16 protein-coding genes are annotated in these 24,895 nt (G+C 52.6%); 8 read left to right on the plus strand and 8 right to left on the minus strand.

Annotated elements, in window-relative coordinates; translation table 11 throughout:
• On the plus strand, positions 1–939 hold the full coding sequence (gene hflC / locus IEV97_RS03120) for a protease modulator HflC (protein WP_188500031.1): 939 nt from the start codon (positions 1–3) through the stop codon (positions 937–939).
• A 424-nt stretch (positions 940–1,363) separates the two neighbouring features.
• On the opposite strand, the gene IEV97_RS03125 is transcribed toward hflC, so the two are convergent.
• Complete coding sequence (locus IEV97_RS03125) at positions 1,364–1,621, minus strand: hypothetical protein (protein WP_188500032.1); 258 nt, start codon at positions 1,619–1,621, stop codon at positions 1,364–1,366.
• Positions 1,622–1,644: 23 nt separating this feature from the next.
• The gene (locus IEV97_RS03130) at positions 1,645–2,484 is read right to left on the minus strand and encodes an MBL fold metallo-hydrolase (protein ID WP_188500033.1); all 840 of its coding nucleotides are present in this window, start codon (positions 2,482–2,484) and stop codon (positions 1,645–1,647) included.
• A 503-nt stretch (positions 2,485–2,987) separates the two neighbouring features.
• On the opposite strand from IEV97_RS03130, the gene IEV97_RS03135 reads away from it, so the two are divergent.
• The 3 genes from IEV97_RS03135 (at position 2,988) to IEV97_RS03145 (ending at position 5,702) form a co-directional block, all read left to right on the plus strand.
• Positions 2,988–4,085 carry an AhpC/TSA family protein gene (locus tag IEV97_RS03135; protein ID WP_188500034.1) on the plus strand — a complete coding sequence of 366 codons (1,098 nt, stop codon included), beginning with the start codon at positions 2,988–2,990 and terminating at the stop codon, positions 4,083–4,085.
• A 329-nt stretch (positions 4,086–4,414) separates the two neighbouring features.
• A complete protein-coding gene (locus IEV97_RS03140) occupies positions 4,415–5,104 on the plus strand; it encodes a helix-turn-helix transcriptional regulator (RefSeq protein ID WP_188500035.1) in 690 nt (229 codons plus the stop codon).
• Positions 5,105–5,189: 85 nt separating this feature from the next.
• Positions 5,190–5,702, plus strand: coding sequence for a DinB family protein (locus IEV97_RS03145; RefSeq protein ID WP_308419844.1), 513 nt, complete (start codon positions 5,190–5,192; stop codon positions 5,700–5,702).
• A 50-nt stretch (positions 5,703–5,752) separates the two neighbouring features.
• Here IEV97_RS03145 and IEV97_RS03150 read toward each other — a convergent pair whose 3' ends face one another.
• From IEV97_RS03150 to IEV97_RS03165, 4 genes are all read right to left on the minus strand, one after another.
• The gene (locus tag IEV97_RS03150; RefSeq protein ID WP_188500036.1) at positions 5,753–10,720 is read right to left on the minus strand and encodes a DNA repair ATPase; all 4,968 of its coding nucleotides are present in this window, start codon (positions 10,718–10,720) and stop codon (positions 5,753–5,755) included.
• A 139-nt stretch (positions 10,721–10,859) separates the two neighbouring features.
• Positions 10,860–11,591: a PH domain-containing protein gene (locus tag IEV97_RS03155; RefSeq protein WP_188500037.1), complete on the minus strand. Its 732-nt coding sequence runs from the start codon at positions 11,589–11,591 to the stop codon at positions 10,860–10,862.
• Between the two features lie 52 nt (positions 11,592–11,643).
• Positions 11,644–13,779, minus strand: coding sequence for a flotillin family protein (locus tag IEV97_RS03160; protein ID WP_188500038.1), 2,136 nt, complete (start codon positions 13,777–13,779; stop codon positions 11,644–11,646).
• A gap of 5 nt (positions 13,780–13,784) precedes the next feature.
• Complete coding sequence (locus IEV97_RS03165) at positions 13,785–14,411, minus strand: OB-fold-containig protein (protein WP_188500039.1); 627 nt, start codon at positions 14,409–14,411, stop codon at positions 13,785–13,787.
• A gap of 172 nt (positions 14,412–14,583) precedes the next feature.
• Between IEV97_RS03165 and IEV97_RS03170 the strand changes: the two genes are divergently transcribed.
• Both IEV97_RS03170 and IEV97_RS03175 read left to right on the plus strand, forming a co-directional pair.
• Positions 14,584–15,234, plus strand: a complete 651-nt coding sequence (locus IEV97_RS03170) for a CatA-like O-acetyltransferase (RefSeq protein WP_188500040.1) — start codon at positions 14,584–14,586, stop codon at positions 15,232–15,234.
• A gap of 164 nt (positions 15,235–15,398) precedes the next feature.
• On the plus strand, positions 15,399–16,472 hold the full coding sequence (locus IEV97_RS03175) for a 3-oxoacyl-ACP synthase III family protein (RefSeq protein ID WP_188500041.1): 1,074 nt from the start codon (positions 15,399–15,401) through the stop codon (positions 16,470–16,472).
• Positions 16,473–16,537: 65 nt separating this feature from the next.
• Here the strand turns inward: IEV97_RS03175 and IEV97_RS03180 are convergent, their stop codons facing one another.
• Together IEV97_RS03180 and IEV97_RS03185 are read right to left on the minus strand one after the other, a co-directional pair.
• Complete coding sequence (locus tag IEV97_RS03180) at positions 16,538–17,359, minus strand: Mut7-C RNAse domain-containing protein (protein WP_229733764.1); 822 nt, start codon at positions 17,357–17,359, stop codon at positions 16,538–16,540.
• Positions 17,360–17,389: 30 nt separating this feature from the next.
• Positions 17,390–19,858, minus strand: a complete 2,469-nt coding sequence (locus tag IEV97_RS03185) for a TonB-dependent receptor (protein ID WP_188500042.1) — start codon at positions 19,856–19,858, stop codon at positions 17,390–17,392.
• Between the two features lie 321 nt (positions 19,859–20,179).
• On the opposite strand from IEV97_RS03185, the gene IEV97_RS03190 reads away from it, so the two are divergent.
• Both IEV97_RS03190 and IEV97_RS03195 read left to right on the plus strand, forming a co-directional pair.
• Positions 20,180–21,490: an NCS2 family permease gene (locus IEV97_RS03190; protein ID WP_188500043.1), complete on the plus strand. Its 1,311-nt coding sequence runs from the start codon at positions 20,180–20,182 to the stop codon at positions 21,488–21,490.
• A gap of 63 nt (positions 21,491–21,553) precedes the next feature.
• Positions 21,554–24,829, plus strand: coding sequence for a S41 family peptidase (locus IEV97_RS03195; protein ID WP_188500044.1), 3,276 nt, complete (start codon positions 21,554–21,556; stop codon positions 24,827–24,829).
• The last annotated feature ends 66 nt before the right edge of the window (positions 24,830–24,895 follow it).

A 24,895-nucleotide genomic window follows, 5' to 3' on the forward strand; every position in this document is an offset into this window, starting at 1 on the left:
GTGAATACCCCGAAAATACTATCGCTCCTAGCTGCTGTGCTGCTGCTTACTTTGCTTTTCACCAGCGTATTTGTGCTCGACGAAACCAAGCAGGCCATCGTCACCCAGTTCGGTAAACCCGTAGGCGAACCCCGCACCCAGCCCGGATTGCACTTCAAGATCCCAATCATTCAGAAAGTGCAGTTCTTTGACAAGCGCTACCTCGAGTGGGACGGCGATGCGAACCAGGTGCCTACCAAGGATAAGAAATTCATCTTTGTGGACTCCTATGCCCGCTGGCAGATCACCAATCCGCTGCAGTTCTTCATCCGTCTGCGCGACGAGCGCTCCGGCCAGTCACGCCTCGACGATATCCTGGACGGTGAGACCCGCAACGCCATCGCCAGCCACGACCTGCTCGATATCGTGCGCTCCACCAACCGGGAGCCTGAGGTGTCGGACGAGGTGATGGAAGATTTGGAGAACCTGGAAAAAATAACGGTCGGCCGTGACAAGATTGAAGCGCTGATTCTGAAAAGAGCCAACGAGCGTACCTCCGACCTGGGTGTGCAGATCCTGGATTTCCGCTTTAAGCGCATGAACTACGTGGACGAAGTGCGCAACCGGGTATACGACCGCATGATTAGTGAGCGTAACAGGATTGCCGATCAGTTCCGTTCCGAAGGTCAGGGAGAGGCGCGCAAGATACAAGGTAACAAAGAGCGTGACTTGGCCCAGATCACTTCCCAGGCCACCCGCGAAGCCGAGGTGATCCGAGGTAAAGCCGATGCCCAGGCCACTTCGATCTATGCCTCCGCCTACAACCGCAATGCACAGGCCCGCGAACTCTACTCATTCCTCCGCTCTATGGAAACGTTGGAGAAGTCGTTTGATGATAAAACGAGTGTGATCCTGTCTACAGACTCGGAGCTGTATAAGTATCTGAAGCGGGCGAACTGAGGGAGTTTAAGAGTTGGGGAGTTTTGGAGTTAGTAAGTTATGATGGAGTAATGTTACAATGTAACGTCGTTTTCGGGCATAAACCAATTTGAACGCTCCCATTCTAAATGTTGGGCTCTTTCGGACATCCATGTCCGAAAGCATTTCTGCTGGGGACATCCTTGTCCCCGTATACCTGCAAGACCGGCACACGGGGATTAGGAAATCCCCTACGGTATGCTGCGGGATTGATAAATCCCGCAGAGCATTATTGCAGAGGCATTTAGAAGCTGCAATCGTTTGTAGGGACAGGTCGCGACCTGTCCGAATCGTGCACAGAAAATTTATATGCGCGGAGGGCGCAGGTATAAGCTACTAGGGATTGGTTGCAAATCGAATAAGGTTTCATCGCCACTCGATTGGGTGAAACCGCCAGGTCTTCATTTTACTTTTTCTTTCTTCTCCTACCCTCAAAAAACCGCCTGATTTTGCTGAAAGGGGAAAGACAGTGATAGGCGACATAGAAGAAAATTAAACTAACCAAGATCAGTAGATGTCCGCCATAGCCTGAAACAGAAAGTGTTTTGCTATGAACCCCAACCGCAACTTTGTCTGTCAGTATCATCCATACACCGCTTACTAATAAGACAATGGCAGCGATTAAAGTATTGATAAAGTCGCTCTTGTTTGTCTTAAATTTCATTATTCAGGCATATAAAGCAGAGGCTAAAACAACGACAGTTGCTCCCCGGTCGGCGTGATATCGCTGACAGATAAAGTACGCTCGAAAATATCGCCCTGGCAGCTGATGTTATACACGGGGGTCTCTTCAAATCGGGAGGCTACCACTATTTCCGTACCATCGGCGCAGGTCTCGAACAGGCTCTTCGCCAGTTTCGGGCAGTTATTGTCTTTAGATAGGTGCGATAGGAACACATGGCTCATGAAGGTCGGCTTGTGCGCCACAAACAGCTCCAGTGCCTGCTTGTTGGACATGTGCCCGTGATTGCTGCTAATGCGCCGCTTGAGGTAGTAAGGGTAGTAACTCTGCTCCAGCATCCCCTCGTCGTAATTTGTCTCCAGGAAGGCGGCATGGCATTGCTGGAAGTGCCGGATGACGTGGTCGCATGGCGCGCCGATGTCTGTAAACACACCGATCTTTACGCCATTACCTTCCACTACAAAGCTGTGTGGATCGGCCGCATCATGAAACTTCGGGAAACCAGTCACGGATAAACCACCGATCTTCACAGGATCGTATCCTGTAAAGGACACCACCTCCACCCCACTCAGGTCCATGCGGGAGCGGTACAAAGTACTGGTCGTAATGTATACTGGCAATTTGTACTTACGCGCTAGCACCGGTATACCTTTGATGTGATCTGAATGCTCGTGCGACACAAAAATAGCCTTCACCTTGCGCATGGATAAGCCCAGGCGGCGCATACGCGTTTCGGTCTCGCGGCACGAAATGCCGACGTCCACCAGCACGGCTTCCTGCTCGTTGCCGATGTAGTAACAGTTGCCGTTGCTGCCGGAATTTAATGAGGTGATGGCTAATTGCATAGAGGTACAAAGGTCGGGGTTTTAAGGGGATAATTCAACTCGCTGAAGTTCTAAATTTTGGTTATACCCTGTTACAAGAAGGTGCAAAAATCTCCAGTCTGCTTATACCAGCCGCATAAGTTAAACCAGGTATTACCTGTTACTTTTCATGATTGCTTTCTGAGAAAATGAATCAGATTAAATTCGAAGCTATACCTGAATTCGGTTGCATACATGGATAATTATTGTATTTTTGATATATTAAAACTTTAACAAGCGTATTCACTTTCCGTTAAAGATTAAAAGTAATAAAGTCTATGCCTGAATTAAAAGTTCAGGTGTTGCGTGAATTTCTCTAAAATACCCACTTTATCAGCAAAAGGAGAACGAGGTGGAATCTGCCTGGCCTAATATGGCAGTTATACCTGTATGGAGCGGCATGCTGAATCTTTTTCGATGACAGAATGACCCAACCTTCGGGTTTGATCAATGCATTTGTATCTCTCAGCTAAATCCTCACCTGTATGAAAAAACTTCTTCTCCTCTTCTTCCTGGTACTTGCTTTGCCCATGGCAGCAAATGCTCAAACGAAACAGTGTGTTATTAAAGGCAGGCTGAGCTCCGGCAGGACCGATACGCTCCGGGTAGTTTCGATCTCTAAAAGTTACCCACTGTCACAAATTGTGCTCATGAAAAACGGGGAGTTTTCATTTACGCTACCCGTCGACGAGCCTTACATGGTCAGCATAGGAGATGATCATACCGGGGGAAAGGTCTTCTTTGTTGAGCCCGGAACCATTTTTTTCAATGGGGTTAAGAACCTGCATGAGGCAAACATCCACTCTTCTGCCCCCAACAGCCTGAACAACCAGCTAGCCGATCTAGAGCAGCGAATCACGCATGCCAACGGAGGTAGTATCCTTGCTATTCAGGATAGTCTCGCGGCTGCTATGAAACGAAAAGACAGGGTGAAAGTGGAGGAACTAAAGGAGCGAGTGGAGAAGGGCGAGGCCTTGATGAAAGCAGAAATCATATCTTTTATCAGGCAGCACCCAAGTTCCCATGCGAGCGCCTTCCTTTTGCCTGCCATTTACGATAAAAAGAACCCGGAGGAATCTTTGGCTCTGTTCAAGTCGCTGAGTCTAGAAGTGCAAACCTCTGACCTAGGGCAGCATTTTATGAGTCTGACGGTCCCTAAGAATACTATTGCTGTCGGATTCAAAGCCCCGGCCTTTGCTCTTGACCATAATAACCGGAAACTCACACTCGATCAGTTTAGAGGCAAAGTGGTGCTGCTTGAGTTTTGGGCAAGCTGGTGTGCACCTTGTTTGAAAGACATGCCTGAACTCATCAAAATCGCGGATAGCCACAAGCGCCAGGGTTTCGAGGTGCTGGCCATTTCGCTCGATGTGGACGATGAGAAAATGCAGAAAGCCATGGATAAGTACCAGATGCCTTTTATCCATTATACTGACCTAAAAGGCTGGTACAGCCATTTAGCTGAGAAGTACAATGTGAATGCTATACCTTATAACTTCCTGATCGACCAGGAGGGCAACATTGCGGCCATTAATGTAAAAGGCGCCGAACTAACTGAAAAACTGGCCAGTCTGTTGAAGTGAGGAACTGACTATTTGAGATAAAAAAAGCCCTTGCAGGATGTATACCTACAGGGGCTTTCCATTGAAACTTGCTATACCTTAAAACTCTTCGGCCTCCAGCTTTTTCGGCTTAAACTGGCTCAGTACCTCTTTTATACCTGCCAGATCGATGAGTTGCCTGAACTTGAGCATGTTGGCTACGGCTGCAGGAGGAGTTGGAGGCTTCTACTTCTGCAGTTGAAAAAGAATTGGCATAGCCGGAAGAAATGTTTTCGTATACTTGGAAGACGATGATCTAACAGGAACAACGGCGCTTCTTGATTTTGCATTTTTCTCCTCGATTTAAAACCATGAACAGAATTGACCGGCTCTTTGGTATCCTGACGCTGTTGCAGTCTAAGAAATATGTGACAGCAGATCAAATTGCCGAGCGGTTCGGGATCAGTGTCCGAACCGTGTACCGCGATGTGAAGGCGCTGGGGGAGCAAGGCGTACCGGTGAGTTTCGAGCAGCACAAGGGCTACTTTATCGTGCAGGGTTATTTTCTGCCGCCGGTTTCCTTCAGCTCCGAAGAGGCCAATGCACTGCTCCTGATGGAGGCCATGGTCTATGGGTTTGCCGACAGGTCGATCCAGACGCATTATTCCAGCGCCCTGACCAAAGTCAAAAACGTGCTGAAGGCTTCGCAGAAGGAAAAGCTCGAAGCGCTGACCAGCAACATCCGTTTACAGATCCCGGCCTGCTTCCAGCTCAACTCCGATTACCTGGCTGCCCTGCAGCATGCCATTGCCACAAAAGTGATGGTGGAGCTGGCCTACAAAAACAAAAAAGAGGAAGTAAGCGCCCGTTTGGTAGAGCCGATCGGGCTGGTGTTCTATGCGTTGAACTGGCACCTGATCGCCTGGTGCCACCTGCGGCACGAGTACCGCGACTTCCGTGTTTCGCGCATCCTGAGGATCAGAAGCACCGAACAGCCTTTTGAAAAGACAGACCATATCGTGCTGGGCGATTACATGAAGCTGCTGCCGGTCGATTACTGAAAAAAATATTCAGCTTCCAAAGTACACTGCCATAGGGTTGTCAGTGGGCCATGGTTACTTTGTCTTAAACTAAAAAAATAAAACTATGACAGTAACCTCCATGACCGTAATTGAATTGTTCTCGAAAGAACTGGAGCAGGAAGCTCAAACCACCCGCAAAATGCTCGAGCGCGTGCCCGCCGACAAGTACGACTGGAAGCTTCACCAAAAAAGTATGAGTATGATCCAGCTGGCAACACACGTAGCCGAACTGCCAGCCTGGATAAAAATGGTACTGACGACTGATGAACTGGATTTTGCCCAAAATCCTTACCAGCCTGTGAAAATAGCCAACACAGAAGAACTGGTGGCCTATTTCGAAAAGTCACAGGCCGAAGGATTAGCTGCCTTGGCCGAGGCCCAGGACGAGCAACTGGATCAACCCTGGACCTTGCGGGAAGGCGACCAGATCTACAGCACCTCTTCCAAAGCCGACGTCATCCGCATGTCTATTTCTCAGATCATCCACCACCGCGCGCAGCTGGGCGTATACCTTCGCCTGCTCGACATTCCCATACCGGGCAGCTACGGCCCGAGCGCCGACGAAACAGGTTTTTAAATCATAAAAATCCCCTGCAGTCTTATGCCTGCAGGGGCTTTTGCTATACCTTAGAGCTCCTCCGCTGCTTCCAGCCTGCTTGGCTTAAACTGACTCAGCACGTCTTTTATACCCGCCAGTCCGCCGGAGATGTTTTCCATTTCGGTGAGCACCTGCCCTACCTGGTTGTTGCCTCCGAAGCCCTTGAGCTTGTTGTTGCGCACAAAGGTGGCTTTGATGTCCTCCCAACGCTGGGCTTCCACTTCGGTCATGATACCAATCAGTTGCTTGAACTTGAGCATGTTGGCTTCGGCACCGGATGTCAGCGTCTGCGACTCGGCTTCGTAGTGTGACAAAATTAGCGTTTGCAGCTCCTGATCGTTCATGATTGGCATCACCTTCTCGGCCAGCTTGTTCATGTTGCGGTAAGAGCCCTGCAGCTTAAAGGCGGGCTCGGTTCGGTACTCGTCTGCCTGCGCCGCCGAACGGATGTACTCCAGGTTCACCTTAAGAATCACATCCTGAATCTTCAGCAGCTTTTTCAGCACCAGCACATACTCGTTGAGTTCGTCAGCGGAGTGGTTGCCTTCAAACTCCAGGCCTTCGCTGTTGCCGGTCTCCGCCAGCTGAATAAGCGCATAGATGTCCTTCTGACTCTTCGCCGCCAGCTTTGCCAGCACGGTGTTGGAGGTCAGGGAGTTTTCGATGTAGCTCAGCTTGAACACATCCTCCGTGTCGCCGATGATGTCGCCGAGGTTGTAGATGTCGGCGCGGTTGGCGAGCATGTCCGGGATGCGGAACTTCTCCCCTGTTTCGGTATAGGGGTTGCCGGCCATCACCACGCATACCTTCTTGCCCCGGAAATCGTAGGTTTTGCTGCGGCCTTTGTACACGCCTTCGATCTTGCGCTGGGCGTCGCAAAGCGAGATAAACTTCTGCAAAAACTCCGGATTACAGTGCTGGATGTCATCGAGGTAGATCATCACGTTATCACCCATCTCAAAAGACAAATTCAGCTTCTCCAACTCTTCGCGGGCAGCGGCATTGGGTGCCTCTTTCGGGTCCAGCGCCGTCACTTGGTGGCCGATGGCCGGCCCGTTGATCTTCATAAAGATGATGCCCAGGCGGTTGGCGATGTATTCCATGATGGTGGTCTTGCCGTAGCCCGGAGGCGAAAGCAAAAGTAGCATGCCCATCAGGTCGGTGCGCTTGGTCTCCCCCGCCGAACCTATCTGCTTGGCGAGGTTGGCTCCAATCAGCGGCAGGTATACCTGATCGATCAGTTTGTTGCGCACAAAAGACGAAAGCACGCGTGGCTTGAATTCGTTCAGTCGAAGTGCATGCTCTGCCTGCTGCGTCATGTTCTTTTTAAGCTCTGTGAAAGCTGTGAAAGCCGTAGCCGTGCCGGAGGTGTAGTCGCGTAACCTGTGCAGGAACTGGTGATAGTTTAGCTGGTAGCTTTGTCCCTGCACCTGTTGGTGGGCACCTTGCATACCTTGCAGGTTTTCTTTCAACACCGTGTGCACCACGTGTAGCGGATTGTAGCTGTCCGTTAATAGCAAGGTCGCTACTTCGGACACGAACTCTGCCTTGTCGTGCTGACCAGCCTGTGCGATATAAGCTTTAACCCAGTGCTGAATCAGCTCAAATTGGTGGGCCACATTCTCCTGCAGCGCCTTCACCGAATCCTCAAAAGTATGCAGCACCTTCCGCTCCGTCAGGAAATGCCTGAAGCCGCCATACAGCACATCAGCTTGACTGTCGATTACAAAGTGATTCCCTCGGGTCAGTTCGTAAAACAGGTACTCCCCTGCTTCTCCTGCATTAGACTCTTTGCATAGCCCCGTCTCCTGTTGAAAGGTATAGAGTTCCTCCTGCAGATCGGCCTTCACGTCATCAAACTCGTGGGTGTCGGGGAATACCTGCAAGATGGCGCTTATACCTTTGAGTTGGTGGTTAAGCGTGTTCTTTTTGGCTTCCGGCACAAATGCCTTCCAATACAGTTGCGCACAGGACCGGTCGAGGGAGGTATAGCGCAACAGGTCGGCCGTTTTGATCAGGCGGATCAGTGCGCTTAAGATCAGCGCGGCATCGTGATCGTGCACACCTTTCATGTAGCCTTCGTTGAAGCGGACAGCCATGAACTTGTTCACGTAATCTGTCAGTTCCGACTCGGTAAGTTTGTGTAGTTCGTCTATGGTGAGGTAGCGCAAACTGTTCTCCGTTTGCTGGCCGGCTATACCTCTGTCCTGCGCCGCTTCCAGCACTTTAAAGGCAAGGTATTCGGCGCGGTATACCTGGTTGTTTTCCGACACCAGCGTCTGCTCCCACACCGGGCGGTAGCTTAAGAACTGGTCATCGGTGATCTTCTCAAAAAAGTTGGTGCCGGTGAGGTGGTAGTACATGGCGCCGTCGTGGTGCACCACACTCAGCTCCAGCGGCTGTGTATTGACGGAAAACTGGTGCTTACCAAACTTCAGGATATTGGCGCCATCTACGAACAGTTCCTGCTTGTCCTTCAGCTGGCGAACAGCGTCTTCCTTCAGCGTTTTGAGGCGACTCTGGATGGTATCGGCTTTCACGGTGTCACCGATCTTGAGCAGTTCCTCCACTGTGCTCCGCACCTTCTCGATCATCAGATCAGAGGCGAAGTAGCCGTTGATTTCGTTGACCGAGGTCAGTTTGCCAGCCCGGTTCTGCACGGCTTTCAGGATGCGGTCGGCGGCTTGCTGCAGGCTGTTAGCGCGTTTGTTCTGCGCCTCCTGCAGTTGCACCTTTTTCGATTCAAAAGCGCTGTAAATCTCCTCGCGCTTGACGGTGAGCTGCTCTATGAACTCATCAAAATCCGGGAAGCGGCCTTCCAGCTCCTCCAACTGCACCATGAGCTTGGCCAGGTACTCCTCGCACTTCTGCGGCGAGTCCGACACGTCGAGGTAGTTGACCACGCTCTGGCTGATGAGCTTGATCTGGGAATTGAACTCGGCCTTTCCTTCCTGACTCAGCAGCTCCTTGCGCCTGCGGCGGAGGGTGGCTTTGGTCTGGTTGAAGGTGGCGTAGATGGCCGAAATGGTGTCGATGATGCGGGTGGTCTGGGTGGCGTCTTCGATCTTGAGGTTGCTCACCACATCGATTAGCATTTCCAGTTCCGCCGACACCGCCGCAATCTCTTTGTCAGTTGCGTCAGCCTCTACCACTTTGGCTATACCTTCAATGGCGGTGTTGATCTCCTTTACCTTTTTCTCGTAAGGCGTCAAGGCATTGGGCTGCAGAAGAAATTCAACCGCTCCGTTGGCAGTGTCCTGCGCGAATTGCTGCAGCTGCGCTTCGTATTTTTCGATTGTCGGCAGATCGGTGTAGCGCAACTCTTTCAGCGAGATCACCTCGCCGCGTATACCGCGCAAATCGGCCAGATACTTCACATAATCGTTGATGCTTTCAGCCTTTTTAAACTTCAGCGTCTGGATAAGCCCATCGGCCTGCCCCAGCACCTGACTTATCTGTGCCTGCGTGTTTTTCTTGATACTGAGCACCTTTTCGTACTCCTCCACCGCTGCTGTGGCCGTCTGCCGGATAGCGGTAATGGGTGCTGCCAGGTTGTAAGTTTCCGCACGGTTGAGCCAGTGGTAAGAATCCAGTACATCCGTGGTTTTCTTAATCAGGTCAAGGTATAGGTTGGCGTAGGAATCGTCCTTGTGCAGCAGCGAAAGCACTTCGTTACTCTCGGCCATGGCCCGCACAATGTCCTTGTTGCCAATCTTGTAGAGATAAGATTCCTGCGTAACCGGTATAACAAAGTTCGGCCCGATGTAGGGGGTTTGCCAGATCTGGATGGCGTGGTGCTTCTGCGCCTCTTCATCGGCCCGGAAGTAACATAGCTCCCCGTTCTCGTAAATGGCGTAACCGTGGCACACGATCGGTGTTTCGATCTGTTGCGTGATCAGGTTGTAGGACAGCAACAGGTATACGCTTGATTCTTTGTTGTAGAACACATACAGGAAATCCTCACCATTCGGGGAAGCAATGCGCTTCTCGAAGAGCATGTCCTGCAGGTTGTTGTCGAAAGCTTTGAACTCGCCCGTCTGCAGGTAGTAACCATAAGCGTAAATGATGCCCTGCCCGTCTGGTAACAGCACACAGCTGTGCTCCAGCGCATCGATGCGGCGGGCCTCCTGCAGTTTGGAGTTGTAAACGAAGTAGCGGTAGTTATTCTCGCGGTATGGCCGGATCTTCAGGATGATGATATTGCCTACCACGGCGTAGTAGATCTCCGAGTCGTCGAGCGTCTGGTCCTTGTCCTCTACCTCTTCCGAATAAATGCCCCGCCCGGAGTCGGTATTGTCTTCTACCTTGATGGTCAGGTCGCCGCCGACCGTCTCCACGAACACCTTATCTTCGATAGACACGTGCGGGTGCTTGCCCTTGCGCTGCGCCTCACGGGTGGTGCGCTTCCAGCTGAAATCATGCTGGTTCGGGAACACATACTCATGGTCGCTGCGGTTGTCGATATAGGTGATGGATCCGCCTTTGAGCAACCACTTAAAGGTCTTGATATCGTTGAGGCCCTTGCCCACCCGGAACACCATGTAGAGGTAGTTGCCGATGTGCGCAAACTTGATAAACTGGGTGTTCTTGTAGTATTTGTAGAGCTTTTGAAAATCGTCTTGAAACGTCTTGTCCTGCAGCACATCCAACGGCTGCTGATGGAAGCTGTGGCCTTCGTAGGTATAGACCCCAAACACATCCGACAGCTCCACCTCTGACTTGAGGCCAAGGTATACGTTGTAGCCAAAAAGCAAGGTATAGCCCACCGGCACCATGTCCCAGGGCACGCAATTGTTCTCGGTCGTGATGCGCTCGGTGGTGATCAGCTGCGTCTCAATGGCGCCGAACACGCTCTTCCGCTCCTGGTTCAGCTGCTCGAGTTGCGCACGCAGTTCGGCCCCGCTTTTCTGCAGACGGTTCCGTAAGATTTCATAGGTACCACCCTCCAACTGCACGTTTTCGGCAGCAGGTGTGGCGGCGGTATTGGTATCTTCCATTTGGGTTGGAGGATTAAGAATGAATGATTGTAAGTTTTTGGCTTCAGTTAAAGCCAATTGTTTTCACGGCTTATTTTGTACTAGTGGCTTTTATAACGGTTTTAATAAAGTTTGCCTAAGTGCGCAATAGTTTTTGTTGTTAAGTATATTTTTCATGCAAAAGCTCTTCAGCCGCCATTACTGCTTCTTTCCTGTACCCCTTCTTAGAAATCTTCTCGAAAAGCTCTTGTTCAGTGTGATTCTTAAATTTTAGCTTAAAGCTTTCTACTGATACCCGTAGCTGGCCATCAATCTCTGCATGTGTCAATTCTTCTTCGACAGTTTCATCTAAGTCGGGCAGGAATTTGTACTGGGTCTCTGTTTCCTTTATAGGAGGGTTTATCGGGTCAAGCATGAGGGATGTTAACAAGAAGACGGTATTGTCATGGGTGATTAGTTTCAGATATCCATACTTTCTCCATGGAACAGGAAACCAATTCTGCTGCTGTTCTGGAAGCCGGTAATCTCGCTGAACCACCCTTACTACATGCTTTATATCTGAGGCATGTATAATATGCCTGCCTCTTTTGTAATTAATTGTTATTAGTTGCTGCTGCTTATCTACTTCAACTACTGTATTTCTATTCGTTAGAAAGTATACAATATGTAAGTAAAATGCTGGTAGAAAGGAGACGAGGCAAACCCCAAACAGGAGAAAGTAGAAGTCGAGCTCTAAAAGCGCATTACTCCCTTTAAACCCAAGTAACTCCTTTAACCAAAGTAACAGAAGACCTACAGGATAGCCTAAGATCACTAATGCTCCGTTGGAGATAGATTTTAATTGGTGCTTCTTATTTATTTGTAAAACTTCTTGCATTGATATGATCGCCACCGCAGGTATAAAAAGCTCCTCTCCTGTTTTAGGAGAGGGGTTTGGGGTGAGGTTAATTCAATGAAATGTACGGCTTATCCGCGATCCCCATAGCCGTAGCCGTGGTAGTCAGCTGCTTCAGGGTGTTGAGTGTGCTTTCGTCGGCACTGCTTTGCATCATCTTCAGCAGGATGGCCGAAACACTCAGGTTGCGCACGTCGTCGGAGGTCATACCGAACTGGTTGATAAACTGCTGCAGGTTCTCGCGGAAGTCTACATGGCCGTTACCGTTTGGCTGGAAGAAGGTCTCCTTCACGGTGTTCAGCACTTCGCTGTTGCCTACCAACCGGTCTACCTGCTTGCCTTTGGTGATGGAGCCCACGATCTGGTCGAAGAACATGGTCTCGCCACCCACGATGTCGATCTTCGCTGACTTCAGGGCTTCGGAGATCACCTCGGCCTGAGAAGCGGCGATGTCTTTCTGGATGTTGATCTGAGCCAGTTCGATGGCCTTGTCTTTCTCAAGACGCAGCTTGAACTCTTCGTGCTCTTTGCCCACGCCATCCAGCTTGCGCATGGCTTCGGCTTTCTCCTCTATACCTTTGGCGTCCACGGTGAACTTCTCGCCGATCACACGGGCTTCTGCCAGACCGCGTTTCTCTTCTGCGGCAGCCAGGTTTTCTACTACCGTCGCATCGGCTATACCTTGCTCCTTGGTCACTTTGGCAGTTACCATACCCAGTTTCTCGTCGGCTTCGGCCTGCGCGTTGGCTTTGGCTTTGATCACCAGTGCCTCCGCTTCGCCTTCTTTCTGACGGGCATGGGCTTTGGCTTCCATCACTTGTGCCTCTGACAGACCGATCGCTGCTGCCTGGGCTGCCTCGGCTTCTGCCATGGTCTTGATGGCCTGTGCCCGGTTGTTCGAAGATACCTGCTCTGCTTCCGCATCGATCAGCATTTGCTTCGCACGGAACTCCGCCGCCTGACGGGCCGCCTCTGCGCTCTTGATCTCTTTCACCAGCGACTCTTCTGCTTCTTTCTCCGCATTCTTAATAGCTACCAGTTTCACACGATCAGCCTCGGCAAAGGCCTTGGTATCCTTGATCTTCTCTTCTTCCTCCACCACGGCTTTCTCCACGGTCACACGCTCGCGGATGATGCCCTGGATGTTCTTACGCTCTTCTTCAATGGCCTTCTCTTTCTCAATCTGCGCCAGTGCCACGATACGCTCTTTCTCGTTCGCCTCCAGCAATCTTGCCTGCTCTACACGCTCGGTTTCGATGGCATCCGTACGCTCTTTGCTGCGCTCGGCCACCAGGATCTGGCGGTCTTTGTTCTGCTCGGCTATTTTTACTTCTTCGTCCGTAGCGATGCGGGCTTTCTCCGCTTTCAGGCGCTCTTCGTGGCGTACTTTTTCCATCTCGGCAAACTCGCGTGATTTAATGTTGGCAATCTCACGCTTCTGCTTCTCCTCGTTTTCTGCCAGTTGTTTCTCGAGCTCCAGGATAGTTTCCTGCGCTTCTACGTCCTGCTTCTTGATCGTCTTCTGCTTCTCGCGCTCGATCAGGTTAGCCTGTACCTTTTGCTTGGCCGTCAGGTCGATGATCTTCTTGATACCCTCGGCATCGAGGATGTTGTTTTCGTTCAAGTGGGTCAGGGGTGTTTGCTCCAGGTAGTCGATCGCGCAGTCGTCCAGCACATAGCCGTTCAGGTCGGTGCCGATCGTCTGCAGAATCTGACGCTTGAAATCATCGCGGCTCTGGTAGAGGTCCACGAAATCAAAGTGCTTGCCCACGGTCTTGAGTGCTTCGGAGAACTTGGCATCGAACAGACTCTCCAACGCCGAATGGTCCGAGGCACGCTTACAGCCAATCGACTGTGCCACCTGGATCACGTCTTCCGGCGTTTTGTTCACGCGCAAAAAGAAATTCACTTTGATGTCGGCGCGCAGGTTGTCTTTACAGATCAGGCCTTCGGAACCGGTTCTGGAGATCACGATCGTCTTGAGCGTAATGTCCATCACCTCCAGTTTATGGATAACGGGCACCACAAAAATGCCGGAGAAGGACACTTTCGTATCGCCCAGACCGGTGCGCACCATGGCCTCGCCCTGAATGGCTTTCTGGTACATTTTGATGACGATGGCGATAAAGCCAATCGCGAATACCGCCAGTATAATGACGATAGACAAGGATAAAGATTCTAGCATGCGAATTAAATGGTTTGGTAAGGTTCTATGAGGTAAAATTTGTTTTCAGCATTGTACTCAAGCACGAGCGCTGTCTCCCCTTTCTGCACAGCGGAGCCTTGGGTGGTTCTGACATTCAGCAAGAGCGGCGCACCAGTCGTCTTCACGGCAGCCTGCCCCAGCTCGTTGCCGTTGGCCGGCAAGGTAACCGTGCAGATCTGCCCGATGATATTGGCAGCCGATTCGTGCTCTTTCTCCATGGCGGAAAAGACGCGCACGAAAGGCATGGTCAGAAACTTAGCAACGAACAGCGCGCCCACGAAGGACGGGATCAGGTATAGCCAGCCTAGCAGGGTATAGCCGTCGTTGAGGTAGTAGTTGGCCAGGATCGAGAACGCCCAGAAGGGCAGCGCCAGGAAAGTCAGGAACACCATGAAAGGCACCTTGCCCAGGTTGAAGAAGGCCAGCACATTGTTGAGCCAGCTGACGGCCGACACACCATCGGCATCCACCTCAGGCTCCACCTCCACATCAAAAAAGTCGAGGTCCAGCAAGCCGAAGATGACGGCCAGCCAGTACAGCAGCACGAAGGCCAGCAAGGCGGTGGGGATGATGTTGACGGCGGAAAAAGTAGCTTGTAAAAGTTCGTTCATAGGCAATTGCAGATAATGACATGTATTGTGCTATAAATATAAAAGAATATTCATAACAAAGCATATACTTTTTGCATTTCGCCCCTGGAAAAAATGAGAAATGTGCAGCATCCCCTATCTTTGCGCTTTCGTTTACAAATGACAGTCTACCGAGAAACTGTCCTACTTATACATGCAGAACCGCTACAGCAAAGAAATAATCCCTATCAAAGGGTGGGAACGGGAAGAAACCTTCCGCTTTTTCAGCACCTTCACCCAGCCGTTTTTCAACGTTCACACAGAAGCCGACATCACCCCGCTTTATCAGTATTGCAAACAGCACGGTTTGTCTATTTCGCTGGCCTACATGCACGCCACCGTGCAGGCTGCCCGGCAGGTAGAGAACTTCCTGCTGCGCATCGAAAACGGGCAGGTGGTTAGGTATAGCGGCCTGGACCTGTCGACCACTATCCTGAAAGACAACAAGCAGATCGCATTCACCCACTTCCCCTACCACGAAAAGCTGGCCGATTTCTGTGCCGAAGGCGCCCGCATCATTGCAGCCGTAAAGCAAAGCACAAAGCTCTTCAACGGCCATCAAGGTATAGACCTGCTGCACATGACCACGCTACCCTGGTTCACCTTCAGAGGGATGGAGCATGCGTTTTCGATCGGACAAGAAGACCCGGGCGTACCGAAAATCGGGTATGGCAAACTGGAGATGCGCGGCGACCAGGTATACCTGCCTATCAGCATCGGACTGCACCACGCCCTGGCGGATGGCTACCACATGCATCTGTTTATGGAGGAGCTGACTCGGGTGGTCCAACGCTATACCTTGTAGAATTCTACGTATTTGTTGCGCTATACCTGAAGTCAGTATAAAATGCAATAATGTTTAAACATTTTCGGTAGAATTATCTTGCCGTATATAGTGACAACCAATATATTGTGTAGCAGTTGGGTCTTGTACCCAACTGACTTTTCCTCACCCTATAATCTACCAATATGTGGCGATCCGTTATCACTGGCACCGGCAGTTATATTCCGACTGAAGTAAAAACCAACCAGGACTTCACCTCACACAATTTCTACACTGATCAGAACGAGCCGATCGGGGTTTGCCCGAACGTAGTTGTTGAGAAATTTCAAAAGATAACAGGTATAGCGGAGCGCCGCTACGTGGCCTCCCACCTCACCACTTCCGACATCGCTACGCTCGCCGCCGAAGAAGCAATTCGCAACAGCGGCATCGATCCTGAAACGCTCGACATGATCATTGTGGCGCATAACTTCGGCAACGTCATCGAGGGCACTATTCAGTCGGATGCTGTGCCTGCGCTTGCCAGCCGCGTAAAGCACAACCTTAAGATCAAAAGTCCGAATTGCGTGGCCTACGACATCCTGTTTGGTTGTCCGGGATGGGTGCAGGGCATGATCCAGGCGGATGCTTTTTTTAAGGCAGGCATGGCGAAGAAGGCGCTCGTGATCGGAGCCGAAACCCTCTCCCGCGTCATCGACATGTACGACCGCGACAGCATGATCTTTAGCGACGGCGCCGGGGCTTCGGTGGTGGAGTACCAGCAGGTGCCCGAAGACGGCAGCGGCATACTGGCCAGCTGCGCCCGCAGCCACAGCGTGGAGGAAGCCTATTACATCAACATGAACAAGTCTTACATGCCGAACGGCGACCCGCGTGTGCGCTACATCAAGATGAAGGGGCGCAAGGTATACGAGTACGCCATCAAGCTGGTGCCGGAGGCCATGAAGGAGTGCCTGGATCTGTGTGGCGTGGATATTAAAGACGTGAAGAAGGTGTTCATCCACCAGGCCAACGAGAAAATGGACGAGGGTATGATACAGGCGCTCTTCAAACTCTACGGCCGGCGCGACATTCCGGAAGACATCATGCCGATGAGCATCCACTACCTGGGCAACAGCTCTGTGGCCACCGTGCCGACGCTCTACGACATTGTGCGAAAGGGTCAGGATGAGAAGCACGAACTCAACGATGGCGACATCATCCTGTTTGCTTCCGTTGGGGCTGGCATGAATATCAACGCCATCTGCTATCGGGTATAGCAATCGGTTTAAGATCAGCAAGGCAGGCCTCGTTATCAGTAGCGGGGCCTGTTTTTTTTACGGTATCAGCTATACCTTTCCTTCTCCTTTATTCGCCGGATCAACTCCTGCATCCGCTCATAATGCGAGCCTTTCCAGTAGACCCGCCTGCATTGCTGGCACTGGTAAAACTCGTCGAAGTATAGCTGGGTTTTAGGAGGCAACAACTCCAGTACTTGCTGTTTATCGACCGGCACAATGCGGCCGTTGCAAACCATGCAGCGTGTGAAGGGTCGAAACAGATCCGCCAGCTTATACTTGGTGAGCACTTCCAGCAGCTGCGCTTCGGTTTGCTGTGACCGCAGCCAGTAACCGGCAGGTATAGCCTTGTGCTTGAGCAGGTTGACATCTCGCGTGAGCAGAATACGCTTTTCTTCGATGGAAATGCGAACGAGTTCCGGGTCATGCAGGTGTTGCCCGTATACCGTGTCGAAGCCCAGCATGCGCAGGGCGCGGGCCAGCGAACCGAGGTGCACATCCAATACAAAACGCCGCTCCGCTATACCTGAAAGTAGCGTCTCCTCCCCGTTTTCGTAAGTGTATACCTCTACTTGGTCGTCGGGCAAAAGCCGATGGCTAAAACTTACTTTCTCCCCGTTCACCAGCACATCCCGAACCTCCACATGGGGCACGCCCATGGCCTCGATCATGTCCTTGACCGTTTGGTGTGCCGCGAAGGTATAGCTGAAGGTAGTATGGCGCTGGCGGGGCCGCAGAAAGTCATTCAGGGAGCCGTAAAACCGGAAATTAGCGGTATAGGACATGGGGTGCAAGGTATAGCCAGACAGGTATACGCACCCAAACGTAAAAGCGCCCGGGCAAAACCCGGGCGCTTTATCAATTAACAAAAACCAGTCTTAACACTCTTTCACTTTTACTCAATTCGCTCTTCTCGTCTCTTCTTCGGCACTGCCCGTGCGGCGGCGTGACGGACCGGACTGCGCCTGTCCGAAACGGTAGTTGAAGCTCAGGGTCGCCACCTGCGTATCGCGACGCTGGTAGAAATTCTCTTCGTAGCGTGCCAGGGCAGTATAGCCGTTCACTTTGTTGGTATAGAACACATCGGATACGTTCAGTTTCAGGCTCGCTTTTTTGTCCCAGAACTGCTTTTGCACGCCCACCGACATAAACCAAAGCGGGTCTACTTCCAGGAAGCCGTATACCTCGCGGCCGCGGTACACGCCCACCAGTTCAGCCGACCAGTCGTTCGGCAGCTTGATGGTGTTGTTCGAGTTCAGGTTAAAGGTCGGGATGCCGTTGCTCAGGTCAGTGTCGGCCACAAAACCTTTGTAGTGACCATAGTAAACTGTGGCATTGTTCACGCTGTTGAACCAGTTGCCGATCGAGAAAGGCGCTGTCAGGGTCAGGCCGTAATAGTCGAGCGAGGCCAGGTTGCGGAAGGTTTGCACCACGAGTTTCTCTCCTTCCTCGGCTGGCGAGAGCACCTGCACCATCACGTCGGTGGTGCGGCTGTAGCTCAGCTTGGTGATGAAGCGCTGATCGAAAGTATGGGTGAGCTCAAAGGAATAAGACAGCTCTGGTTTCAGGAAGGGGTTGCCAGCTGAGTAAGTGCTTGGGTCCAGGAAGTTCTTGAAGGGGTTGAGCTGGTTATAGGACGGTCGGTTGATGCGGCGGCTCACCGACATACCCAGGTCGTGCTTTTTGTTCAGGCTGTAGTTAACGGCGGCGCTCGGGAACAGCTGGGTATAGTTGCGGTCAAACTTCTGACCGTCGGTCAGCTGCCTGCCCTTGGCGATGGTGTTCTCCAGGCGCAGGCCGAGTTGCAGCCCCGTCTTTTTCCACTTTTTGTTCGCATTCACATAGGCTGCGTTGATGTTCTCGTCATACAGGAAGTGATTGCTCTTGTCTGTGTCCAGTATGTTGCCGCCGTTGCTACGGTCGAAAAAGGCCAGGTCATTGTCGGCTGTCACCAGACTGCTTTTCAGGCCGGCCTCAAAATTACCTCCGATGGCACGCAGCGGCTGGCGGTAGTCAGCGCGGGCAGACTTGATGGTCAGGTCACCGTCCAGGGTGCCGTACAGCAAATAAGGGTCTCGGATCTGCTCGCCACTCAGGTTATAGTAGTTGGTGGTAAAGTTCTGCTCGTCGGTGTTGCGGTAGCTGATGTAGTCCACGTCGGCGGTGATCTCGCGGCCCAGGCTATCGATCGTGTGCTTCAGGTTGAAGTTGTAGGCCTGGTTGCGACGACCGTGCTCCACATCAGCGCCCGTCACGAAAGAGGATTCTGCCTGTCCGCCTGCGTTGATCACGCTGGAACGGTTGTTCGTGCCTCGGTCTATGTCCGACACAAAGCCGCTGGCCACCACGCCCAGTACCGTTTTAGGCGAAAGGAAGTAATCGGCCCCCACCCTGCCGCTGTGATTATTGAATACAAAGTCGAACCTGTTCTGCTGGTCGTAAGCACCCGTGAAAGTCCCGTTTTCGTCCAGGAAGCGACGGTTGATGTCCAGGTCGTTGAAGTCTTTGCGCAGCACGTAGTTGTAGCTGCCGAAGAGGTTGAATTTTTTGGTTCGGTGGTTCAGCTGCACGCCCTGGTTCGATTTGGCAAAGCGGCCCTGTCCGTAGGAGGCGCTGAGTGTTCCGTTGGTGCCCAGGCTCTTGTCGCGTTTCAGGCGAATGTCGATGATGCCCGAGTTACCGGCTGCGTCGTACTTGGCCGAGGGATTGGTGATCAGCTCGATCTTCTCCACGCTGCTGGCCGACATGCCGCGCAGCATGTTGGCCAGCTCGGAACCCGACATCGGCACCGGCTTTCCGTCCACCATCACGATCACGCCCTGGCGACCGCGCATGCTGATGTTGTCGTTCTGGTCGATGACCACGCCCGGCGCCTTTTCCAGCACCTCGAGCGCCGTGTTGCCGGCCGACACAATGCTGTTCTCCACGTTCAGCACCGTTTTGTCGAGGTGCTGCTCTATCAGCGGTTTCTGCCCTTCGATCACCACCTCTTTCAGCGCCGTGGCAGCCTGGCTCATCATAATCGGGCTCAGTTTAAGCGTTTCTGCCTTTGCCGTCACATTGGCCTCCATGGCCTTCGACTTGTCAAAACCTACCATGCTGGCCACCACCTTATACCTGCCCACGTCTATCCCTTCAAACAGGAAAGCGCCACTTTCATCAGAGAGTGTACCTTTCACGAGCGAGGAGTCTGCCGCTTTGAGCAGGAGCACGTTGGCATAGCCCATGGGCTTGTCATCCGCTTCCATCACCTTGCCCGCAATGGTAGCCTGCTGCGCCGAAACAGAGGTGTAAACAAAGAGAAAAAACAGCAGCAGCCAGTAGGCTTTGCCGCTGCGATGAGACTGGAGAGTTAGTGTTTTTTTCATGTGCCCTGGTAATTATTTTTTCATAGTTTAATATTGCTTATTCTAATTATGTGCCATCTATGCAACCACCTGATAAACAGCTACTTATACCTAAAAATAGATCTAAAACCAATTTATAAGTGTCTGAAAATGAACACCCTGTTTTGAAATCGGACACGCCCCTGATGACAGGTATAAGCAAAAGAGAGAGGCGGTAGGTAGAGGGTTGCTTTGCGGCTGGAATTATGAGGCAAAAAGGCAGGAGTTTAACATATTTTTAACGCTTGACCGTATATATTCCCTAATTTTGAGCAGCCATACCTTCCTAACCCACGTCCAAGCATGGAGTCCTACTTTGAGCTGAAAAAGAACAACACGAGCATACGAACAGAGGTCCTGGCAGGACTCACTTCTTTTCTGGCCACAGCCTATATCATTGCGGTGAATCCGGCCATCCTGAGCCAGGCGGGCATGCCTTTTTCAGGCGCGCTGACGGCCACAGTACTTGTGTCTTTTTTCAGCAGCCTGATGATGGGCCTTTATGCGCGCAACCCGATTATTGTGGCACCAGGTATGGGACTGAATGCTTTCTTCACTTACTCGGCGGTACTGGGGATGGGCATTACGTGGCAGGTGGCGCTGGGGGCCGTTTTCTGGTCAGGCATTGTGTTCCTCATGCTTTCTGTGTTTAAGGTGCGTGTCCTCATCCTGAAGGCTATACCTCGTCCGTTGCGCTACGCCATCGCTGCAGGTATAGGCTTGTTCATCACGATCATCGGTTTCGCCAACGCCGGGTTTATTGTGCCGGATGAAGCCACCACGACGGGCCTGGGTCCGCTCACTCCGCCGGTGCTCACTTTTCTGGGCGGTCTGTTTTTGATGGCTATTCTGGTAACCCGCAACGTGACCGGTGCCATACTGGTAGGTATAGTGCTCACTACGCTGGCTGCCTATCCGCTGGGGAGGTGGTGGGCGTTGGATGCGGCCCCGGTCATCAACTGGCAGGGCGTCTTCTCGGCTCCCGACTTCAGCCTGGTGTTGCAACTGGACCTGGTCAACTCCCTTCAGTTTGCGGTTTTCCCTGTCATATTCGCCTTCGTGTTCACGGACCTGTTCGACAGTCTTTCCACTTTCGTGGGTCTGGCCGAAGCCGCCAACCTGACGGATGAGCACGGGGAGCCCCGCAACGTGGGCCGTTCCCTCACAGCCGATGCAGTTTCTACCACCATATCGGGCTTGCTGGGCTCCAGTCCCGGCACGGCCTATGTGGAGTCGGCGGTAGGTATAGAGGCAGGTGGCCGAACTGGTCTGACGGCGGTGGTAGCCGGTCTGCTTTTTCTTCCTTTTTTGTTCCTGGCGCCGCTGCTTTCCATGATTCCGGCCATCGCCACAGCGCCTGCCCTGGTGCTGGTAGGGGCTTTTATGGTGCGCCCGATCGTCCGGATCAACTGGCTGAAAATGGATGAAGCGATACCCGCTTTTCTGGCGATGGTGCTGATTCCCTTCACCCATTCTATCTCACAGGGCATTATCTGGGGTTTCCTGAGTTGGGCTGTTTTGAAAGTAGCGACCGGTCAGAGCCGCAGCATCCCGATTACTTTGTGGGTTATCGTTGCTTTTTGCGTACTGGCGTTGGTGATGCAGACGCATTAAAACATTGGCTATATCATATTAATGGCATCTTCCTTATCTTAGGGGCTTTCAATCCGAGACTCTATGATCAGAAAATTTGCTCTGGCAGCATTGCTGACCGCCGGTTCGGCGCTTTCGGCTGCTGCGCAGGACGCACCCTCCTGGATGCGCTACCCTGCCATCTCCCCTGATGGCAAAACCATCGTCTTCACCTACCAAGGCGACCTCTATACCGTGCCGGCTGCGGGTGGCACGGCTACGCCACTGACATTGCACGAGGCGCATGACTTCATGCCGGTGTGGAGCCACGACGGCAAGTCCATTGCCTTTGCCAGCGACCGCTACGGCAACTTCGACATCTTTGTGATGCCGGCGACGGGCGGTACGGCCCAGCGCATCACCTACCACTCGGCCAACGAATTCCCCTACGAGTTCAGCCACGACAACAAAACGGTGTACTTCGGCTCTACCCGCCTCGATGCGGCCAGCAACCGCCAGTACCCTACTGCTTATCACCCGGAGTTGTACCAAGTGGCCGTTACGGGGGGCCGTGTAAAGCAGGTGCTCACGACACCGGCCGAAGATGTGAAGCTGAGCCGTGATGGCAGCACCATGCTCTACCACGACAGAAAGGGCGGCGAGAACACCTGGCGCAAGCACCACGTGTCTTCCGTAGCCCGCGACATCTGGACCTACGACACTAAGACCGGCAAGCACACCAAGCTGACGAGCTACGAGGGCGAAGACCGCAACCCGGTTTTTGCTGATAACGAGAAGTCTATTTACTTCCTGAGCGAAGCCAGCGGCACCTTCAACGTGTACCGGATGGCGGCGCAGGGTCCTGCCAAACCGGAGCAGGTGACCAACTTCGAAAAGCACCCGGTTCGCTTCCTGAGCGCAGCCAAGGACGGGACACTCTCCTTCAGCCAGAATGGTGAGCTTTATACCAAAAAGCCGAACGGACAGGCGCAGAAGGTGAGCGTCCGCATCGCGACTGATGCCCGAAACAACAACGAGAGCATCCTGAAAGTGGGCAATGGCGTCAGTGACCTGGCCGTGTCGCCTAACGGAAAAGAAGTCGCTTTCATCTACCGTGGCGAGGTGTTTGTGAGCGCCGTGGAGGGTTCTGTGACCAAGCGCATCACCAACACGCCGGAGCAGGAACGCAGCGTGAGCTTCTCCCCGGACGGCAAGTCGCTGCTCTACGCCAGTGAGCGCGGCAAGAGCTGGAAGATCTACAAGACAGATATCGTGCGTTCGGAGGAGCCTTATTTCTACGCTTCTACCCTGCTCAAAGAAACGCCCCTGATCGAAAACGACAAGGAAAACTACGATCCGCAGTACTCTCCGGACGGCAAAGAGATCGCCTTCCTGGAAAACCGTGCCACCCTCAAGATCCTGAACCTGGCCAGCAAGCAGGTACGCACGCTGCTCACGACCACCGAGCTCTTCTCGATGCGGGACAACGACCAGTACTACAGCTGGAGCCCGGACGGCAAATGGATTCTGTTCGAATACTCGGAGCCCGGTTTTGCCAACGGCGAGGTCGGCATTATCGCGGCTGACGGCAAAGGCAAGAAGATCAACATGACCGAAAGTGGCTACAACGACTACGCGCCGAAATGGATGATGAACGGCAAGATGATGATCTGGAACAGCAACCGCGACGGCATGCGCAGTCAGGCTAACAGCGGCGGTGCCCAAGCCGACGTGTATGCCCTGTTCTTCACCCAGGATGCTTTTGACAAGTTCAGACTGAGCAAGGAAGATTATGCCCTTGTAAAAGAGCAGGAGGAAAAAGCGGCAAAGGACAAGGAGAAAGAAAAAGAGCAGGACAAGAATAAGAAGAAGTCCAAGAAAGACGACACTCCTAAAAAAGAAGCGCTGCAGATCGACTGGGACGGTATCACCAACCGCAAGGCGAAACTGACGCTGCACTCCTCCAGCCTGTCCGACGCCCTGGTGTCGAAAGACGGCGAGACGCTCTACTACCTAGCCAAATTCGAAAAAGGCTTCAATCTGTGGTCGACAAGCCTGCGCAGCAAGGAAACCAAAATGCTGGTAACCCTGAACGCCAACCGCGCCCGCATGGTATGGGACAAAGAGCAGAAAAACCTCTTCCTGGAGTCAGACGGCAAAATCGTAAAGCTGGACCCGAGCAACAACAAGCAGGAAACCGTGAAGGTGGACGGCGAGATGAACCTGGACGTGGCCGCGGAACGTGCCTTTATGTTTGAGCACGTATGGCGCCGCACCAAGCAGACCTTCTATACCGCCAATTTGCACAACACCAAGTGGGACGAGTTGAAAGGCGATTACGAGAACTATCTGCCGCACATCAGCAACGACCACGAGTTTGCCGAGATGCTGAGCGAGTTGCTAGGCGAACTGAACGTGTCACACTCCGGCGCGAGTTTCTTCAAAAATGATCCGAACGGTGATGCTACAGCCTCGCTGGGCATTTTCTACGACCAGACCTATACCGGAAACGGCATCAAACTGGATGAGATCATTGTTGGCGGTCCGCTGGACAAGGCCGGCCTAAACCTGAAGCCAGGTATGATCATCGAGAAGATTGACGGCGAGACGATCAGCCCTGACAAGGACCTGGCGCAGTACCTGAACCGCAAGGCAGGCAAAAACACCCTTTTGTCCGTGACCGATGCGAACGGCAAGAACAGCAGAGACATCACCGTGAAGCCGATTACACTAGGCGAAGAGAACCCGCTGCTTTACAGACGCTGGGTGCGTCGCAATGCCGAGGAAGTGGACCGCCTAAGCAACGGCCAGCTGGGCTACGTGCACATACCAGGCATGAACGACCCGAGCTACCGCACAGTGTACGAAGAGGTGATGGGCAAGTACGCCAACCGCAAAGGCATGGTGGTGGATACCCGCAACAACGGCGGCGGTGACCTGGTGGCCGACCTGGCCATGTTCCTAAGCGGCAAGAAGTTCCTCGACTACACGACTGACACCCGCTCTACCGGATTTGAGCCATCCTTCCGCTGGACCAAGCCGAGCATCGCACTGGCCAACGAAGCCAATTACAGCGACGGCCACTGCTTCGCCTACAGCTACATCGACCTGAAACTGGGCAAGTTAGTAGGTATGCCGGTGCCGGGCACCTGTACCTTCGGCGGATGGGCCATGCTGCAGAACGGCAGCGTACGCTGGGGCGTGCCGCCGCTAGGCGTGAAGGATATCCAGGGCCAGTACCTGGAAAACCTGCAGACTGAGCCGGACGTGAAAGTAGCCAATGCGTACGAGCTCGTAAGCAAAGGCAAAGACCAGCAGCTGGAGGCAGCCGTGAAAGAGCTGCTCAAAGACATAGAAGCACAGGGAAGCGCCCAGAAATAGGCCAAGCTCTTCCATTAAACCAGAAAGCCCCGACTTCTGTCGGGGCTTTTTTTATGAATAGTTTCC

The sequence above is a fragment of the Pontibacter amylolyticus genome (assembly GCF_014638845.1).
Taxonomy (GTDB): domain Bacteria; phylum Bacteroidota; class Bacteroidia; order Cytophagales; family Hymenobacteraceae; genus Pontibacter; species Pontibacter amylolyticus.

Coding starts and splice junctions, on each gene's coding strand:
- IEV97_RS03125 (WP_188500032.1), bottom strand. CDS start 1,621: ATGAAATTTAAGACAAACAAGAGCGACTTTATCAATACTTTAATCGCT.
- IEV97_RS03130 (WP_188500033.1), bottom strand. CDS start 2,484: ATGCAATTAGCCATCACCTCATTAAATTCCGGCAGCAACGGCAACTGT.
- IEV97_RS03135 (WP_188500034.1), top strand. CDS start 2,988: ATGAAAAAACTTCTTCTCCTCTTCTTCCTGGTACTTGCTTTGCCCATG.
- IEV97_RS03140 (WP_188500035.1), top strand. CDS start 4,415: ATGAACAGAATTGACCGGCTCTTTGGTATCCTGACGCTGTTGCAGTCT.
- IEV97_RS03145 (WP_308419844.1), top strand. CDS start 5,190: ATGACAGTAACCTCCATGACCGTAATTGAATTGTTCTCGAAAGAACTG.
- IEV97_RS03150 (WP_188500036.1), bottom strand. CDS start 10,720: ATGGAAGATACCAATACCGCCGCCACACCTGCTGCCGAAAACGTGCAG.
- IEV97_RS03160 (WP_188500038.1), bottom strand. CDS start 13,779: ATGCTAGAATCTTTATCCTTGTCTATCGTCATTATACTGGCGGTATTC.
- IEV97_RS03165 (WP_188500039.1), bottom strand. CDS start 14,411: ATGAACGAACTTTTACAAGCTACTTTTTCCGCCGTCAACATCATCCCC.
- IEV97_RS03170 (WP_188500040.1), top strand. CDS start 14,584: ATGCAGAACCGCTACAGCAAAGAAATAATCCCTATCAAAGGGTGGGAA.
- IEV97_RS03175 (WP_188500041.1), top strand. CDS start 15,399: ATGTGGCGATCCGTTATCACTGGCACCGGCAGTTATATTCCGACTGAA.
- IEV97_RS03185 (WP_188500042.1), bottom strand. CDS start 19,858: ATGAAAAAAACACTAACTCTCCAGTCTCATCGCAGCGGCAAAGCCTAC.
- IEV97_RS03190 (WP_188500043.1), top strand. CDS start 20,180: ATGGAGTCCTACTTTGAGCTGAAAAAGAACAACACGAGCATACGAACA.
- IEV97_RS03195 (WP_188500044.1), top strand. CDS start 21,554: ATGATCAGAAAATTTGCTCTGGCAGCATTGCTGACCGCCGGTTCGGCG.